The following is a 17,144-nucleotide window of genomic DNA, read 5'->3' on the forward strand; positions in this document are numbered from 1 at the left end:
CTAACACGCTGATCAGCGACACAAAAAAAGCCCCATGACCAAACGGACCACGGGGCTAAAAATTGGCTGGATGCGACCAACCAAAGGAACTCTTTACATCATTTGGCACTGGCGGGGGGAACCGCAGGGGCCCTATCGCGCTACTATGGTAGTTAGCTCGGGAACTAAGTAGGAGAGGAAATATTTGAGTTTTGTTTTTTTTTTTTTTCATCAGCTGAATCTTCTGTTTGATTTGTCTCTGTTTTTTTTGGTCTTCATCGCCTTTGTGGTTTTGATATACCTGGCTTATCGAAGACTCGACGAAATGGAATATCTTCTAAACAAATGCAGTCTTATCACACCCAATCAACGTGTTTGGGGTAATTCGATTCGAGGAAGAATGATTCGACTATCTGCCGTCACCGCAGCGGTTGTTCTACCAAAGTGGAACGTAAAACGAGGTGCAGTGGATTGGCAGCAGGTACAAGCCTTTCCTCGTAACCTCAAGCGATTGCTTCAGGGAACCCTGCTTGTTGGAGTGCTTTTTCTAATGAGCGCCACCGCTGACATCTTGTATAAGTGGCTACATCAGTAACTGCGACACAAAAAAAGCCCCATGACCAAACAGACCACGGGGCTAAAAATTGGCTGGATGCGACCAACCAAAGGAGCTCTTTACATCACTTGGCCGTAGCGACCACCGTATCCGGCTGCCAACCGCCACCCAGCGCCTTGTAGATCGCAACAATCCCGCGATACAGATCAACCTCGGCCTGGGCCTGGGAGTCTTCGGCAGCGAGGCGTTCGCGTTGTGCGTCGAGCAGCACGAGGAAGTCCACGGTGCCTTCGCGGTAGCGGATCGCGGCGAGGTCGGCGGCGGCGCGGCTGGATTCGCTTTGGCGGATCAGTGAGACCAGGCGTTGCTGACGCTTGCCGTAGTCGCTGAAGGCGTTCTCGGATTCTTCCAACGCCAGCAACACTTGCTGCTCGTAGTTGGCCAGGGCGCCATCGGCCTCGGCATCGGCGCCGCGCAGGCGCGCACGCACGCTGCCCAGGTCAAACGCGGCCCAGGTGATGCTCGGGCCGAGGGCCCAGGCATTCGCCGCGGATGAACCGATCTGCGAACCGCGCCCGGCGGTGAAGCCGAGGAAGCCGCTGAGGCTGACCCGTGGGAACAGGTCGGCCTTGGCCACGCCGATGCGCGCGGTGGCGGATGCCAGTTTGCGTTCGGCACTCAGAATGTCCGGGCGCCGTTGCAGCAGTTGCCCTGGATCGCCGATCGGCAGCGCCTTGGCAATCGCCGGCAAGTCTTTCGGGCTCAGGTCCACGCTCAGCTTGTCGGGGCGCTGGCCGAGGAGGGTGGCGATGCGGTTGCGCTCGCGCACTTGTTCGGCCTGCAGTTGCGGCACGCTGGCTTCCACCGCTGCGAGGCGGGCGTCGGCACGTTCCACGTCGAGTTGGTCGCCCACGCCGGCATCGCGCAGGCTGACGGTGATGGTGCGCGACTCCTGTTGGTTCTTCAGGTTGTCCAGGGCGATGCGTTCACGCAGTTGCGCGCCGCGCAGTTGACCGTAGGCGTCCACCAGTTCGGCAATCAGCGTGACTTGCAGCTGGTACAAGTCGGCTTCGGCCGCTTGCTGGTCGGCGTCGGTGGCTTCCAGGTTGCGCTGGATGCGGCCGAACAGGTCCAGCTCCCAGGCCATGTCCAGGCCCAGGTCATAACGCTCGCTGTTGACGCGCTTGGTGGTCTGGCCAGGGATTTGCCCCTTGGCCAGGTCACTGCTGGCGCGGCTGGTGATGGTCGGCATCGCGTCGTTGCTGGCGTCATCGCGGATCGCCCGTGCGGCCCGCAGGCGGGCAAACGCCACACGCAGGTCGCGGTTACCGCTCAGCGACTGAGTCACCAACTGGTTCAGAGTCGGGTCGTCGAATTGCTGCCACCAGATGCCTTCGAATTTCCCGTGGTCGTATTTTTTGGCATCGGCGGCAGCCGTGATATTGGCCGCCTCCGGGGTCTGGGTTGTGTAGTCCGGGCCCACGGCACAGGCGCTCAGCGCCAGGACCAGCAAGCTCGGCAGAAAGACTTTCACACTCATTGCTGTGTCTCCAGCTTCAAGGCCTTGGCCGCTTTGCGCGCCTCCTGGCGCTCCACATAGCGACGGATCAGTACGTAGAACACTGGTGTCAGCAACAGCCCGAAGAAGGTCACGCCGATCATCCCGGAGAACACCGCCACGCCCATGGCATGCCGCATCTCGGCACCGGCACCGCTGGACAGCACCAGGGGCACCACACCCATGATGAAGGCGAACGAGGTCATCAGGATCGGCCGCAGCCGCAGACGGCAGGCTTCCAGCACCGCGGCGAGCGGGTCGAGGCCTTCCTGCTGTTTATCCTTGGCGAACTCGACGATCAGAATCGCGTTCTTACAGGCCAGGCCCACCAGCACGATCAGGCCGATCTGGGTGAAGATGTTGTTGTCGCCGCCCGAGATGATCACCCCGGTGATGGCCGACAGCAGCGTCATCGGTACGATCAGGATCACCGCCAACGGCAGGCTCCAGCTTTCGTATTGGGCGGCCAGTACCAGGAACGCCAGCAGCACACAGAGCGGGAACACGAACAGCGCGGTGTTGCCCGAGAGGATTTGCTGATACGTCAGGTCGGTCCACTCGTAGGTCATGCCGTTGGGCAGTTCATCCTTCAGCAGTTTTTCAATCGCGGCCTGGGCCTGGCCGGAGCTGTAGCCCGGTGCAGCGTTGCCGTTGATTTCCGCGGTGATGAAGCCGTTGTAGTGCATTACGCGGTCCGGGCCGGAGGTGTCGCTGACCTTGATGAAGGTCGCCAGCGGGATCATCTCGCCTTTGTTGTTGCGCACTTTCAACTGGCCGATCTGGTCTTCATCCAGGCGGAACTGCTGTTCAGCCTGTACGTTGACCTGGTAGGTGCGGCCGAAGCGGTTGAAGTCGTTGGCATACAACGAACCCAGGTAGATCTGCAGGGTGTCGAAGATGTCGCTGATCGCCACGCCGTGGGTCTTGGCCTTTTCGCGGTCGATGGCGGCATCGACCTGGGGCACGTTGACCGTGTAGCTGGTGAACAGGCCGAACAGCTCCGGCGTGGTGCGGCTCTTGGTGATGACGTTCTGCACTTCTTTGTACAGCTCTTCGTAACCCAGGTTGCCACGGTCTTCGATCTGCAGGCGGAACCCGCCGATGGTGCCCAGGCCCTGTACCGGCGGCGGTGGGAAGATCGCCATGTAGGCTTCCTGGATGTCGCTGTACTTGCCGTTCAGCGCACCGGCAATCGCACCGGCGGACATGCTCGGGTCTTTACGCTCGTCGAACGGTTTGAGGGTCACGAACACGATGCCGCTGTTCGGGCTGTTGGTGAACCCGTTGATCGACAGGCCCGGGAAGGCCACGGCGCTTTCCACGCCCGGCTGTTTCAGGGCGATGTCGGACATGCGCTTGATCACGTCTTCGGTGCGATCCAGGCTTGCGGCGTCCGGCAATTGGGCGAAAGCCACCAGGTACTGCTTGTCCTGGGCCGGTACGAAACCGGTCGGGGTGTGGGCAAACCCGAACCACGTCAGCACCATCAGGCCGGCGTACAGGAACAGCGCGATGCCGCTGCCGCGGATCACCCGGCGCACGGTGCCGACGTAGCCATGGCTGGCTTTTTCGAAGAAGCGGTTGAACGGCCGGAACAACCAGCCCCCCAACAGCTTGTCGAGTATCTTGGAGAAGCGATCCTTCGGCGCGTCATGGCTGCGCAGCAACACGGCAGCCAGGGCAGGGGACAAGGTCAGCGAGTTGAAGGCCGAGATCACCGTCGAAATCGCAATGGTCAAGGCGAACTGCTTGTAGAACTGCCCGGTCAAGCCGCTGATGAAGGCCGCGGGAATGAACACGGCGCACAGCACCAGTGCCGTGGCGATGATCGGCCCGGTCACTTCGCTCATGGCCTTTTCAGTCGCCTGGAACGGTTCCAGCCCAAGCTCGATGTTGCGCTCGACGTTCTCCACCACCACGATGGCGTCATCCACCACGATGCCGATGGCGAGTACCAGGCCGAACAAGGACAGTGCGTTGAGCGAGAAGCCGAACAGGTGCATCACCGCAAACGTACCGATCAGCGAGACCGGCACCGCCACCAACGGAATGATCGAGGCGCGCCAGGTCTGCAGGAACAGGATCACCACCAGCACCACGAGGATCAGCGCTTCGAACAGGGTATGCACCACCGCCTCGATGGAGCCGCGCACGAAGATGGTCGGGTCGTAGACGATGCTGAAGTCCATGCCTTCGGGGAAGCTCTTCTTCAGCTCCGCCATTTTGTCGCGCACTTCGTTGGAGATCTGGATCGCGTTCGAACCCGGGCGCTGGAAGATCGGGATCGCCACGGCCGGCTGGTTGTTGAGCAACGAACGCAGGGCGTATTGGCTCGAACCCAGCTCGACCCGCGCGATGTCTTTGAGGCGCGTGATTTCACCGTTATCGCCGGCGCGAATGATGATGTTCTCGAACTCTTCTTCCGTGACCAGGCGGCCCTGGGTGTTCACCGACAACTGGAAGCTGGTGGCATTCGGTGCAGGCGGCGCACCCAGCGCACCGGCGGCCACTTGACGGTTCTGCTCGCGAATCGCGGTCACCACATCGGTGGCGGTCAGGTTGCGCGAAGCGGTCTTGTTCGGGTCCAGCCAGACGCGCAGGGAGTAGTCGCCCATGCCGAACAGCTGCACATCACCCACGCCGCCCAGGCGCGCCAACTCGTCCTTGATGTTGAGCAAGGCGTAGTTGGACAGGTAAAGCATGTCGTAACGCTGATCCGGGGAGGTCAAATGCACCACCATGGTCAGGTCGGGGGAGGCCTTGTCCACGGTGATACCGATGCGCGTCACTTCCTCGGGCAGCTTGGGTTGCGTGCGCGTCACACGGTTTTGCACCTGCACCTGCGCGTTGTCCAGGTCGGTGCCCAGGGCGAAGGTGATGGTCAGGGTCAGTTTGCCGTCGGCGGTCGACTGCGAGGACATGTACAGCATGTTCTCGACGCCGGTGATCGCCTGTTCCAGCGGCGCGGCGACGGTTTCGCCGATGACTTTGGGGTTGGCGCCAGGGAAGTTGGCACGCACCACCACGGTCGGCGGCACCACTTCCGGGTATTCGCTGATCGGCAGTTGGAACAGCGAGATCGCGCCAGCGATCAGGATCAACAGCGAGAGCACCGCTGCGAAGATCGGCCGCGAAATGAAGAACTTGGAAAAATTCATCTTGAGTCGTATCCCTTAACCGCGTGGAGTCGCGACGGCTGCGAGCTTGGGCGCGGTTTTTTCCGGCGCCACTTGCTCCAGGTTGCTGGCTTCAAGCGCTTGTCGTTGTTGGGCCAAGGCGGCGAGGGTTTCCTTGCTGGCCATCGGGATGGTTTCCGGGGCGACCGGCGCGCCCGGGCGCACACGCTGCAGGCCCTTGACGATAATGGTGTCGTCCTTGTTCAGGCCGCTGCGCACGATGCGCAAACCTTCGATCTTCGGCCCCAGTTCCACCGAGCGGTAGGCTGGCTTGTCGCCTTCCATCACCAGCACGAACTTCTTGCCCAGGTCGGTGCCGACCGCTTCATCGTTGATCAGCACGGCGGAGTAAGTGCCGCTGCCGACCAGTTTCAGGCGGGCGTACAAGCCAGGAGTGAATTCGCCTTTGCTGTTGTCGAATACCGCGCGGCCACGGATGGTGCCGGTGGCCGGGTTGACCTGGTTGTCGACGAAGTTCATCTGGCCCAGGTGCGGGTTGCCGGTTTCATTCGACAGGCCCAGGTACACCGGGGTGGTCGCGCCACGGCGACCCTGGCGGGCGAGTTCGGTGTACTTGAGGTACACGCGCTCATCGGCGTCGAAGTAGGCGTAGACCTTGTCGGTGGAGACCACGCTGGTCAGCGCGGTGACGTCGGCGGTGACCAGGTTGCCAGCGGTGATCTCGGCACGGCTGACACGGCCGCTGATCGGCGCGATGACGCGGGTGAAGCTCAGGTTCAGCTTGGCCAGGTCCAACTGCGCCTGGATGCCGGCGACAGCGGCGCGGGCTTCCTGGGCGGCGGTGGTGCGCGAGTCGGCCAGTTCGGCGGAGATCGCGTTGCTCTGGCGCAGGCGTTCGCCCCGTTGCGCTTCGTTATCGCTGCGGGTGGCGGCGGCTTTGGTCTGTTGCAACTGGGCTTCGAGGCGGCGCACCTCGGCCTGGAACGGGCGTGGGTCGATCTGAAACAGCAGGTCGCCTTTCTTCACGAGGGCGCCTTCGGTGAAGGCCACCTGATCGATCTGGCCGGACACCCGTGGACGGATCTGCACGGTTTCCGGTGCTTCCAGGCGTCCGGTGAATTCGTCCCACTCGTTGACCGGTTGCTCAAGCACCTTGGCCACGCTGATTTTTGCAGGAGGCATGGCGGCCGCTTGTTCCGGGGTTTTGCCGCACGCGCTCATCACCGCCACGGCCAGAATCGCCAGGGGCAAGCGTAAGTGTTTGAGTGTCTGTTCCATGAGGTGTATCCGCCAATGTATTTGAGATGGGCGGATCATGCGCGGGGAGCTGCTAGGTCACGAATCGAATGAAGCAAAGATAACTATCATTCGGAATGATATAAGCGCGGAGCGAGCCCTCTAGTCTGCGGGTTTCATTAGGCAGCTATCAATATGCTTGATGACAAAGGCATGTTGCGCGCGTTGCAAGGAACGCCGCAATGCCTACCTGGCACTGTCGCTCGCCAGTTGCGCAACGATGCGTTCTATCAACATTCTCACCCGTATGGGCTGAATGCGCGTGGGCGGGTAGACGATGTTCAGCGCTGTGCGGCCCAGGTCGTAATCCTCGAGCACCTCGACCAAGCGGCCGGCGTCGAGATCGGCACGCACGTCCCACACCGATTTCAAGCAAATCCCGTGGCCGGCCAGGCACCATTGGCGGACCAGCGCGCCGTCGTTCGCCACGCGGCGGCCACGCACCATGATCCGGTGGGTCTGCCCGTGCTGCGTGAACGCCCACTCCCGCGAAATATTGACGCCGAAGCGCATCACCAGGCACTCGTGCGCGGCCAGGTCCTCGGGGTGTTGCGGGGTGCCGTGGCGCGCCAGGTACAGCGGTGATGCACACACCACTCGGCGGTTTTCGCCAATCAGACGGGCATGCAGGGTGCTGTCGGCCAGCGCGCCGAAGCGCACGGCGAAGTCGATCCCCTGGCCGACGGGGTCGACATAGCCATCGCTGAGGTTCAGGTCGATGCTGACCTGCGGGTGCTCCTGCATGAACTGCGCAAGGATCGGCTCGATGTATTGGCGGCCGAAGTCTTGCGGGGCGCTGAGGCGGATCGGCCCGCAAAGGGTGTCGGCGCCCAGGCGAATGCTGGTGTGCAACTCGTCGGCGTCTGCCAACAGGCGATGCGCGCCATCGACCAGCAGGCGGCCTTCATCCGTGAGGTTGATCGCGCGGGTGGTGCGCTTGAGCAGGCTGGCACCGTAAAAGCTCTCCAACTGCGCCAGCCGTTCCGACACCGAAGCCGGCGATAAGCCCAGTTCCCTGCCGGCGGCAGACAGCCCGCCTTTCTCGACGATCAACAAAAACAGCTCAAGGTTCTTCAGCAGCATTATTCGGTTTTTCCGAAAGTGATTTTTGATTTCAGCTCAATTATCAAAATAAACCTAAAGGACTAGCGTTGCATCCGTGTTTATTCAACGGAGTTACCGTCATGTCATCTGTGAACCTGCAACGGCGTACCTTCCTGGCCCAGGCGGGCGCGGGCGCCGCGGTGTTGACCGCCGGATCGCTGCTCGGCAGCGCCAACGCGAGCGCGGCGCAGGCCGGGCAGAGTGGGGCGGCACCGGCTGCGCGCCAGGCCAAGGGTGGTTTCTGGCCCGGCGACACACGGCTTGTGGTCTCGATCTCGATGCAGTTCGAGGCCGGTGGGCAACCGCTGAAGGGCACCGACAGCCCGTTTCCCAAAGTGGACTTCCCCGACAGCGTGCCCGCTGACCCGGCCACCAATACCTGGTTCGCCTATGGCTACCGCGAAGGCATTCCCAGGCTGCTCGACCTCTGGGACCGGCATGGGGTGAAGGTCACCAGCCACATGATCGGCGATGCGGTGAAGCGGCATCCGCAGTTGGCCCGGGAAATCGTCGCGCGCGGACACGAGGCGGCGGGCCATGGCCCGCGCTGGAGTTCGCAATTTGCCATGAGCCGCGATGAAGAACGCACGTTCCTGCGCCAGGCCGCGAGCATGGTGCAGGACGTCACCGGCCAGCCGGTCAGCGGCTACAACTGCAATTGGCTGCGCCGTGGCCCCAACACCCTGGCGCTGCTGCAAGAGCTTGGCTACGTCTATCACATCGACGATGTGAGTCGCGACGAGCCGTTTATCGAGCAGGTCAACGGCCAGGATTTCGTGGTGGTTCCGTACACCTTGCGCAACAACGACATCGTCTTGATCGAAGGCCGCAACTACTCACCGTCGCAGTTCCTGGAACAGGTGAAGCTGGACTTTGACCAGTTGTACGAAGAGGCCGGCAGCCGGCGCCGCATGATGTCGATCAGCGCCCACGACCGCATCAGCGGTACGCCGCAAATGGTCCGGGTCTGGGATGAGTTTTTGCGCTATGCCAACAGCCACCCCGGCGTGGCCTTCATGCGCAAGGACGCTATCGCGCAGTACACCCTTAAAAGCCCGCTTAGCCTGCGCGAACACGAGACCCTCTGAGCCCATCACCCAAGGAGATTTTTCAATGAAACCCTCACCTATAGCGCGCGTTTGCCTCATCGCCACACTCTTGACCTCGACCTTTTCCGGCGCAGTCCTCGCGGCCAACACTGAACTGGTCAAGCCGGGTGTGCTGGTGGTGGACAAGAGCCTCCTGCCTGCGCAACTGGCGCTCATGGAAACCGCCGCCCGCCGTTATGACACCTTCTGGGACACCGGCGACGAAAGCCTGGCCCGTGAGGCGCTGGCCGCAGATTTCATCGACAAAACCCCGCCGGCCGGACGTAAACAAGGCCCCGAAGGCCCGTTGCTCGCCTCCCGGGCGTTTCGTGAAGCGGTGCCGGACCTGCGTTGCGAGGTCGAACACATGCTCATCGCCGGCGACCGCGTGGTGGTTCACCTGCATTTTCGCGGGCACTTCACCGGCACCTTCGGCCAGATCAAGGGCGCTGGGCAGCCCGTGGACTTTATCGCCACCGATATCTATCAGATCGACAACGGCAAGATCGCCGCCAACTGGCACATCGAAGACAACCTGACCCTGATGAAACAGTTGGGCGCCCTGTAATCCTTGAGAGGCACCGCGTGCCTGACACTTCGGGCCAGGTCGAAGCATGCTGGGGTGGCAATTTTTTACAATTGCGGCTTCTATTAGCAGCGGTGCTGCCACGCGAGGAAACCTCATGACTGCGTCGATCGATCCCGGCCTGCTGGCTATCTATGAAGCCTGGCACGCCAGCGTCTGTGCCGGCGACCTGGCCGCGACGGCGGCGTTGTATGCCGAGCAGGCGGTGTTCGAAACGCCGCTGGTGCTGGCGATCTACCCCGACCACGGCAGCGGCGTGCTGGTCGGCCGGGGGACGATCCAGCGGTTCATGGAGGACAGCAAGCGCCGCTTTCCCAATGACCTGGCTGAGTGGTATCGCAGCGATAAAGCCTTCATCAACGGCCGCAACCTGACGTGGGAATACCCGCGCAAGACGCCGACGGGGGAGCAGGTCGACCTGATGGAAATGATGGAGATAGAAAACGGCTTGATCACCTGCCACCGCGTGTATTGGGGCTGGTATGGCGTGCGCTTGCTGGCGCCAGTGCTGGCGAAGGCGCAAGCGCTGTGAACCCGCGTGCGGCGGTTGCGATCATTGGTGGGTCGGTGACCGGTGTCGCGGCGTTTATCCAACTGGTGCGCGCCGGCAACGCCAAGCGTATCGACATCATCGATCCCGAGGGGCTGGCGGACTCGATTGCCTTCGGCGTCTGCGAGGACGTGCTGTTATGCAATACCTCGGTGCAGACCCTGTCGATACTGGACGATGAACCGCACGACTTTCAGCGTTACCTCCAGGCGCAGGGCATCGACGTCGGCGAAGACGCGTTTGTGCCAAGGACCTGGGTGGCGGGCTATCTCAAGCAACGCTATGCCGAGTACCGCGATGTGGCCGAGGCCCGGGGCATTGCGCATCGGATCGTGCGGGCGACGGTGCGGCATATCCAGCCGGTCGCGCGCGGCGACTATCGCCTGGTGCTGGATGAAGGCGGCGACCTGCGTGCCTGTGCCGTGCTGGTCTGCACCGGCAGTGCCGCGCCGTTCGTGCCGCCGCTGGTCAGCCCGCATGCCGGCGCGCCGGGCATTTTCTCCACGCCATACCCGGCCAAGGCCTGGCTGGACAGCCTGGATAAACCGTCACGGGTCTTGGTGCTGGGCAGTCGCCTGTCGGCGGTCGACAGTGTGTTGCTGCTCTGCGGCGCGGGACACCAGGTGCTGATGGCGTCGCCTTCCGGGCGTTTGCCGGGCGTGCGTACCGCCACCCCCCGGCGTGGCGCGGTGGCCCTGGATGAAGCGCGATTCGCCCGGCTGGACCTGGAAAACCCCAAGCTGTACTGGCACTTGCTGCGCATCGTTGCGCGGGCGACCAAGGCGATCAATGGCCGCTCGCTGCGCGAACAAGTCGATCGCAGCGCGGAGCCCACCCAGCGCCTGCGCGGCGAGGTCGCCTTGGCCCGACGGGGCGCGACGGACTGGCAGAACCTGTTGGTGCAGTGCATGGACCTGGCCGACGTGAAGTTGCGCGCGGCGCCGCCCTCGGTGCGAGTGGCGGCGCTGCAAAACTGCTGGGAAGCGGTCGGGCGTTACCTGTTCGCGGTGCCGTTGCAGACCGCAACCACGCTGCTGCGCCTGATCGATGAAGGGCGCCTGCAGCTGGCCGCGCACTTGCCGACACAGCTTGAGTGGCAAGGCCAATGGCGGGTCCACGATGCCCAGGGGCGCATCGAGGCGGTGGATGCGGTGGTGTGTGCCAGCGGTTTTCATAAACAGTTTTTCCATGCCTCGCGCAACGGCCTTGAGCTGCAGGTGCCGCCGGCAACGCCGTGTACGCCGCCTTATGTGTCAGCGCAGTTGCAGGTCAGCCTGCCCGGCGCCGAAGCGCCGGAAGACATCTGGCTGCTGGGCGTGGCCTCGTACCTAGCGGCGCCGATGGTCAATTCGGTGTACCAATCGGTGCGCCAGGCCCGCGAGGTGGTGATGCTGCTCGCCGAGCACCCTTCATTCATGGACAAACACGCAACCGAGGCAGTGGCATGAAAGTGTATGGCGACAGAGGTTCGAGCAATACCCGGCGCGTACTGACGACCGCCGCTTACCTGGGGCTTGAGGTCGAATTCGTCTTCCTCGACCTGTTCAGTGGCGAAAACCGCACGCCGGAGTACCTGGCGCTCAACCCCAACGGCACGATCCCGACCTTGGTCGACGGCGATGTAGTGCTGTTCGAAGCCTCGGCGATCATGATTTACCTGGCGGAACGGGCCGGCTCGTCATTGCTGCCCGCGGGCAATGCCAAGTACGAAACGCTCAAATGGATGTTCTGGGCCGCCGAGCATTTTCGTCGCGGGCCCACGGTGCTGATCGAGCAGCGGTTCATGGACCGCCTCAAAGGCCGCGCCGAAAACCCGACCCTGGTGGCCGAAGCGTTGCAGGCGATCCACCGCTACACGGCGGTGCTCGACGGGCACTTGCGCACCCGGCGCTTTGTGGTGGGCGACGCGTTGAGCCTGGCGGACATCGACCTGGCGGCCCCGCTGAGTCATATTCCGCGGACCCAGGCGCCGTTTCTGGAGTATCCCCATGTGGCGGCCTGGTACGCGCGGATCAATGCGCTGCTCGCCTGGCAGCAGAGCGGGGTGGCCCAGGAGCGCCGCATCGCCGAAATCGAGCGCTTGTTCAGCTCGCAACAGGTGCCGGCATAAGGGTTTTCCTGGCCGGGGTCACGGCATGCAGCGGTGCTTCGAGATGGCGCAGATGCTCAATCCCCAGATGCAGCTTGAATGCCCGCCAGCCCGAGCCGGTTACATACACCGCACGCGAGCCGGCGGTTCGGCGCAGCCAACCCAGCCGGCAAAAAGTCTCCAGCAGGTGGGTGCCGAGCGGCCCGGCGATGTGGTGTTGCCGTTCGGTCCAATCCAGGCAGCGGCGGGCCTGGAGGTGGTCGTACAAGCATGGCTCGCCGGCCTGCGGGGTGAGTGACTGCAGCCACTCGGTACCACGCCGGGTGAGCACGTATTCGCGCTCGTCGCTTTCAAGGAGAAAACCCTGCTCCAGCATGCCTTGGGTCACCGCTACGCCGACCTGGCCGGCCAGGTGGTCGTAGCAGCAACGGGCAAAACGCAATTCATGGGCCGAACGGTTGGGCAGGCTACGCCACGAACTGGTTTGCGGTGCGACCGCCGCCAGGCTTTCCAGCACATGGGACACATCGGGGCCGGCCAATTGATAGAAGCGGTTGCGGCCCTTGGTCTCCACGGTGAGCAAGCCGCCGTCGAGCAGCTTCGCCAGGTGCGAACTGGCCGTCTGCGGCGTCACGCCAGCGGCATCGGCCAAGGCGCTGGCAGACATCGAACTGCCATCTGCCAGGGTGATCAGGATCACTGCGCGCACGGGTTCGGCGATCAGGTAGGCGATGGATGAGATTTTTGGCTGGGTCATTCCGTCGAACTCCGTGCTGTGCCAGGTGAAATCGGATTTCAGGATGACATAAACATAAACACTTCGACACAGCTCGAAGCGTTTATCCCAGAAAGCTGCATATAGTCGAGCCGCCCCCTTAAAGGACGCTCGCGGTCATGACCTCCAACACCCGCTACCAACGACAAGTACTGATTGCGACGAGTCTGAGCTATGTGGTCGTTATCCTCGACACTTCGATTGTCAACGTGGCAGTGGAGTCGATTTCCCGCACCTTTGGCTCGGGTATCACCGGGCTGCAGTGGGTGATCAACGCATATACCCTGACCTTCGCCAGCCTGCTGCTGACGGGCGGCCTGCTGGGCGATCGTTTCGGCGCGAAGAAAATCTACGCCGTCGGCCTCGGCCTGTTTGCCCTGGCCTCGGCGTTGTGCGGCCTGGCCACCGACCTGCCGGAGTTGGTCGGTGCGCGGGTCCTGCAGGGGCTGGGCGCCGCGTTGCTGGTGCCGTGTTCCTTGATGTTGATCAACAGCGCTTACCCGCAGACCCACCAGCGCGCCGGCGCCATTGGCGTGTGGGCCGGGTGCGGCGGCATCGCCATGGCGGCCGGACCGCTGGTGGGCGGCGTACTGATCGAGCTGTTCGGCTGGCGCAGCATCTTCTTGATCAACGTGCCGATCGCCCTGGTGGGCGTGTGGCTGACCTCGCGCATCCCGTCTTCGGCACCGTTGGCACCAAACCGGCACTTGGACGTCACTGGGCAAGTCGCCGCGATTATCGCGCTGGCGACCTCGGTGGCGGTGCTGATTGAAGGGGCGAAGCTGGGGTGGAACTCCGAATGGGTGTATGCCTGTGTGTTCGTGGCCTGTATCGCCTGGTGCGTGTTCTTCGTGACCGAAAGCCGCCACAAGGACCCGATGCTGCCGCTGCAGTATTTCCGCAACCCGGTGTTCTCGGGGGCGACGCTGCTGTCGCTGGCATCGGCCCTGGTGTTCTATGGCCTGTTTTTCCTGCTCAGCGTGTACTTCCAGAGCGAGCGTGGCTGGTCGCCGCTGGACACCGGGCTGGCTTTCCTGCCATTGACCGCCATGGTCACCCTGGGCAGCTTCACCTGCGGCCGGCTGACCCGTGCGTATGGCGCGCGCGCCGTGCTGTGTGCGGGGTTCGGCCTGTACACCGTGGGGTTTATCGGCCTGTTCGCCCTGGCCAGTGACGCACCGTACTGGCGTATCGCAGTGTGCTACCCGGCCGTGGGGTTCGGTGCCGGGATCATCACCCCGGCCGCCACCTCCGTGCTGATGAGTGTGGTCGACCGCGCCAAGGCCGGGGTGGCGGCGGGCACGCTCAATGCCAGCCGCCAAAGCGGCTCCGCCTTCGGCGTGGCGATCTTCGGCGCCTTGCTCACCTCGATTCAGCCCCTGGGCGATGCCATTGACGTCGCCGTCAGCGTCGCCATCGGCTTGTCGTTGCTCGCCATGCTGATGGCCGCCCTGGTGTTGAAAGCGCCGGCGGCGCAACCCGTGGAAAGTTGATGGACCTGCACCTGTAAAGGCGATTGCCCGGCACGTTTTCGTGACATTCGCGAAGCGTCGCTGCACCTGAAAAACATCATCAATAGGGATAATGATCATGAATCTGCGTTCTGCACCTGCAGTTGTCGATATGGCAGGGATCGGCATCGGTCCGGCCAACCTTAGCCTGGCGGCGCTGGCCCAGCCCAAACCGAGCATTAGCGCAGCGTTCTTCGAGCGCAGCAGCGAATTTCAATGGCATGCGGGGATGATGGTGCCCGAGGCCAAACTGCAGGTGCATTACCTCAAGGACCTGGTCAGCCTGGTGGACCCGTCCAACCCGCTGTCATTCCTCGCTTACCTGGCGCAGAAAAAACAGCTGCTCAGTTTTATCAACGCGCATTTCGAGCAGGTGCTGCGCCGCGAGTTCAACCAGTACTACCGCTGGGCGTGCAGCCAACTGCCGAATCTGCATTTCAACAGCGAAGTGCGTTCGGTGACGTTCGATAACGGTCTGTTCCTGCTCCAGGGCGATACCTGGGCGCAGCCGGCGCGCCACCTGGTGTTGGGCACCGGGCAGCAACCGTCGATCCCGGCGTGCGCGCAGGCGCATCTGGGCGATACGCTGTTTCACTCCTCGCAGTACATGACCCGCAAGCGCAGCTTCAAAGACCAGCGCGTGGTGGTGATCGGTGGCGGCCAGACCGGGGCCGAAATCATCCAGCACCTGCTGTCCGACACCGCCGCCTTGCCCGCCAGCGTGACCTGGGTCTCGCGGCGCTGGAATTTTTCGCCGCTGGATGAGTCGCCGTTTACCAACGAGCTCTACACCCCGCAGTACAGCGACCACTTTTTCGCCCAGCCCGAGGCCGTGCGCCGGCCATTGCTGGTCGAGCAGAAACTGGCGAGCGACGGCATTTCCCAGGCGTTGTTGCAGTCGATTTACCGCCGCCTGTACGAGCTCAAGCACGTCTTGCAGCACCCCTGTCACATTCGCCTGCTGCCCGGGCGCGAGTTGACCGCGATTCAGCAGCGCCCGCATCACTGGAGCCTGTCGATGGCGCACGGGCACAGCCAGGTGCAGGAGGAACTGAGTGCCGACACCGCGGTGCTGTGTACAGGCTATGCCTACCAGATGCCGGCGTGCCTGGCGGCGCTTGAATCACGGATTAACCGATGCAACGGCGAGTACGTCTTCAACGATGACTATTCCGTCGCCTGGGATGGGCCGCAGGGCTCGGCCATCTATGTGCAAAACGCCGCGCGCAGCCAGAAAGGCATCGCCGACCCGAACCTGGGCCTGATCCCCTGGCGTTGCGCGAACATCATCAACAGCGTCAGCGGGCAAGCCCTGTACGACTTGGATGAGCCCGAGGCGTTCGTCCAATGGGGCGCCAACGAAGTATTCGACGAGGTCGGCGATGCGCGTTTCGATCGCCTGACCGCTCTCGCCAACTAGACCCAGGAGCCCGGTCATGGAACCCATCACACTTGCCCCCAACGGCAATGCCCCGGTGATTCGAGAAACCGAGGAGCCCGTGGCGCCGGAAGGCGTGCGCCTGTACCTGCACCACTTTGCCGGCAAACTGGCCAATGCGCCGATCCAGTCATCGCGTTTCACCCTCGAGCCACACAGCGCGACGGACGAAGACAAGCACGCCGTGAACGAAATCTGGTTTATCAGCGGCGGCGAGCTGGACGTCTGCTACGACGGCACCTGGCACGCGGTCAGAAATGGCGAAAGCCTGTATTTCGCGCCCTGGCGGCCGCATTTCGCGCGCAACAACGGCATGACCCAGGTCCAGGTGTTTTCGGTGTGGTGGGCATGAGCATGGCGCAGCACTTCGACCTGGTGATTGTCGGCGGCGGCATTATCGGTGCCTGGGCGTTGCATCATGCGACGCAACGCTATCCCCACTGGCAGATTCTGCTGATCGACCGCTACCGCATCGGCGACGGGGCCACCGCCCATTCGGCGGGTGTGCTGCTGGCCACCGGCCGCTCGCCGCGCGAACGGCGCCTGGCCGGGGAGAGCGCCGAGCTGTATCGGGCCCTGCGTGATCGCCTGGGCATCCGCACCACCCAGGCGCCGGTGTACTGGCTGGCCGAACGCAGCTTTAGCGCAGACATCGAGCAGGCCCTGGTCGATGCGCCGGTTCAGCCCGCCGACTTGTGCGTGGCGGACCTGGGCTCACGCCTGGGCGCCCCACTCAACGTTGGCACGAACGAAAGCCTGTTGCGTGGCGGAACCGCCGAAAGCTATGAGCCGCCGCTGGTGGCGCGGTTGCTGATCGGCCACAGCCTGGCCAGTGCCCATGTGCGCTGCATCGAAGGCGTAGGCGTGCAGCAGATTGATGCGCTGGGCAGCGGCACGCGCATCACCCTGGCCGACGGCGCCACGCTGCGCGCCCGCCGCACCCTGGTTGCCACGGGGCCGTGGGTCAGCGAGCCGCCGTTCGACGCGCTTGCCGCGCGCCATGGGCTGCGCGTGAAGAAGGTGGTGGCCCTGCATATCGACGGCGTACCGCCGAGCAACGCCGCGGCGCTGTTCCTGCCGCAATCCGACGCTTACCTGATGCCATTGGCGGCGCGTAACCAGTGGTTGTTCAGCTTCCGGTGCGATGAATGGGACGTTGCGCCGCGCAAACATGCACTGGAAATCAACCGCCACGATGTGCAGGTGGCCACCCGCACGCTGGCGCACTACCTGCCCGAGCTGGTAGCCCGCTGTCGCGGCGGCCGGGTGTTCTGCGACAGCTACAGCCCCGGCGGAGAGTCGCAGGTGAGCTTCGACGCCGGGCAGAACCTGGTGTTTGCCGGCGCCGGCAGCGGCGCCGGTTTCCGCCTGGCACCGGGCATTGCCCGCGAAGCCGTTGACCTGCTCGTCGCCCAGTGGCCCGATGCGCCCGCTACCGCCAAACCCACCCTTTCTACTGTTTCGATGGATTGAAAAG

General features: G+C 63.2%; 15 protein-coding genes. 10 read left to right on the forward strand and 5 right to left on the reverse strand.

The window, feature by feature from the left end; all coding sequences use genetic code 11:
- Positions 1 to 184 precede the first annotated feature (184 nt).
- On the forward strand, positions 185 to 574 hold the full coding sequence (locus INT12_RS26425; RefSeq protein WP_226926314.1) for a hypothetical protein: 390 nt from the start codon (positions 185 to 187) through the stop codon (positions 572 to 574).
- A gap of 85 nt (positions 575 to 659) precedes the next feature.
- On the opposite strand, the gene INT12_RS26430 is transcribed toward INT12_RS26425, so the two are convergent.
- From INT12_RS26430 to INT12_RS26445, 4 genes are all read right to left on the reverse strand, one after another.
- Positions 660 to 2,075: an efflux transporter outer membrane subunit gene (locus INT12_RS26430; protein WP_017847282.1), complete on the reverse strand. Its 1,416-nt coding sequence runs from the start codon at positions 2,073 to 2,075 to the stop codon at positions 660 to 662.
- Positions 2,072 to 5,251, reverse strand: coding sequence for an efflux RND transporter permease subunit (locus tag INT12_RS26435; protein ID WP_193040775.1), 3,180 nt, complete (start codon positions 5,249 to 5,251; stop codon positions 2,072 to 2,074). Before INT12_RS26435 ends, INT12_RS26430 begins: the two co-directional genes overlap by 4 nt.
- A gap of 15 nt (positions 5,252 to 5,266) precedes the next feature.
- Positions 5,267 to 6,508, reverse strand: a complete 1,242-nt coding sequence (mexE, locus tag INT12_RS26440; RefSeq protein WP_017847284.1) for a multidrug efflux RND transporter periplasmic adaptor subunit MexE — start codon at positions 6,506 to 6,508, stop codon at positions 5,267 to 5,269.
- A 204-nt stretch (positions 6,509 to 6,712) separates the two neighbouring features.
- Entirely contained in the window at positions 6,713 to 7,609 is an 897-nt protein-coding gene (locus tag INT12_RS26445) for a LysR family transcriptional regulator (protein WP_193040774.1), read from the reverse strand.
- Positions 7,610 to 7,710: 101 nt separating this feature from the next.
- Between INT12_RS26445 and INT12_RS26450 the strand changes: the two genes are divergently transcribed.
- The 5 genes from INT12_RS26450 (at position 7,711) to INT12_RS26470 (ending at position 11,964) form a co-directional block, all read left to right on the forward strand.
- Positions 7,711 to 8,718: a polysaccharide deacetylase family protein gene (locus INT12_RS26450; RefSeq protein WP_057005529.1), complete on the forward strand. Its 1,008-nt coding sequence runs from the start codon at positions 7,711 to 7,713 to the stop codon at positions 8,716 to 8,718.
- A 25-nt stretch (positions 8,719 to 8,743) separates the two neighbouring features.
- Positions 8,744 to 9,286 (forward strand): ester cyclase, encoded by a 543-nt coding sequence (locus INT12_RS26455; protein ID WP_193040773.1) that lies wholly within the window; start codon positions 8,744 to 8,746, stop codon positions 9,284 to 9,286.
- A gap of 115 nt (positions 9,287 to 9,401) precedes the next feature.
- The gene (locus INT12_RS26460; protein WP_046486470.1) at positions 9,402 to 9,836 is read left to right on the forward strand and encodes a nuclear transport factor 2 family protein; all 435 of its coding nucleotides are present in this window, start codon (positions 9,402 to 9,404) and stop codon (positions 9,834 to 9,836) included.
- A complete protein-coding gene (locus INT12_RS26465) occupies positions 9,833 to 11,302 on the forward strand; it encodes an FAD/NAD(P)-binding protein (RefSeq protein WP_193040772.1) in 1,470 nt (489 codons plus the stop codon). Before INT12_RS26460 ends, INT12_RS26465 begins: the two co-directional genes overlap by 4 nt.
- Positions 11,299 to 11,964, forward strand: coding sequence for a glutathione S-transferase family protein (locus tag INT12_RS26470; RefSeq protein ID WP_017847290.1), 666 nt, complete (start codon positions 11,299 to 11,301; stop codon positions 11,962 to 11,964). Before INT12_RS26465 ends, INT12_RS26470 begins: the two co-directional genes overlap by 4 nt.
- Here the strand turns inward: INT12_RS26470 and INT12_RS26475 are convergent.
- Positions 11,939 to 12,700 carry an ArsR/SmtB family transcription factor gene (locus tag INT12_RS26475; protein WP_017847291.1) on the reverse strand — a complete coding sequence of 254 codons (762 nt, stop codon included), beginning with the start codon at positions 12,698 to 12,700 and terminating at the stop codon, positions 11,939 to 11,941. The genes INT12_RS26470 and INT12_RS26475 overlap by 26 nt on opposite strands.
- A gap of 137 nt (positions 12,701 to 12,837) precedes the next feature.
- Here INT12_RS26475 and INT12_RS26480 point away from each other — a divergent pair, with 137 nt between their 5' ends.
- From INT12_RS26480 to INT12_RS26495, 4 genes are all read left to right on the forward strand, one after another.
- Positions 12,838 to 14,211 (forward strand): MFS transporter, encoded by a 1,374-nt coding sequence (locus INT12_RS26480; RefSeq protein ID WP_046383245.1) that lies wholly within the window; start codon positions 12,838 to 12,840, stop codon positions 14,209 to 14,211.
- A gap of 97 nt (positions 14,212 to 14,308) precedes the next feature.
- Positions 14,309 to 15,649, forward strand: coding sequence for a lysine N(6)-hydroxylase/L-ornithine N(5)-oxygenase family protein (locus tag INT12_RS26485; RefSeq protein ID WP_226926316.1), 1,341 nt, complete (start codon positions 14,309 to 14,311; stop codon positions 15,647 to 15,649).
- A gap of 16 nt (positions 15,650 to 15,665) precedes the next feature.
- Positions 15,666 to 16,019 carry a cupin domain-containing protein gene (locus INT12_RS26490; RefSeq protein ID WP_017847294.1) on the forward strand — a complete coding sequence of 118 codons (354 nt, stop codon included), beginning with the start codon at positions 15,666 to 15,668 and terminating at the stop codon, positions 16,017 to 16,019.
- Positions 16,016 to 17,140 (forward strand): NAD(P)/FAD-dependent oxidoreductase, encoded by a 1,125-nt coding sequence (locus tag INT12_RS26495; protein ID WP_226926317.1) that lies wholly within the window; start codon positions 16,016 to 16,018, stop codon positions 17,138 to 17,140. The genes INT12_RS26490 and INT12_RS26495 overlap by 4 nt, the downstream gene beginning before the upstream one ends.
- Positions 17,141 to 17,144: the final 4 nt, after the last annotated feature.

It is taken from the genome of Pseudomonas sp. K8 (assembly GCF_014889455.1).
GTDB lineage: Bacteria > Pseudomonadota > Gammaproteobacteria > Pseudomonadales > Pseudomonadaceae > Aquipseudomonas > Aquipseudomonas veronii.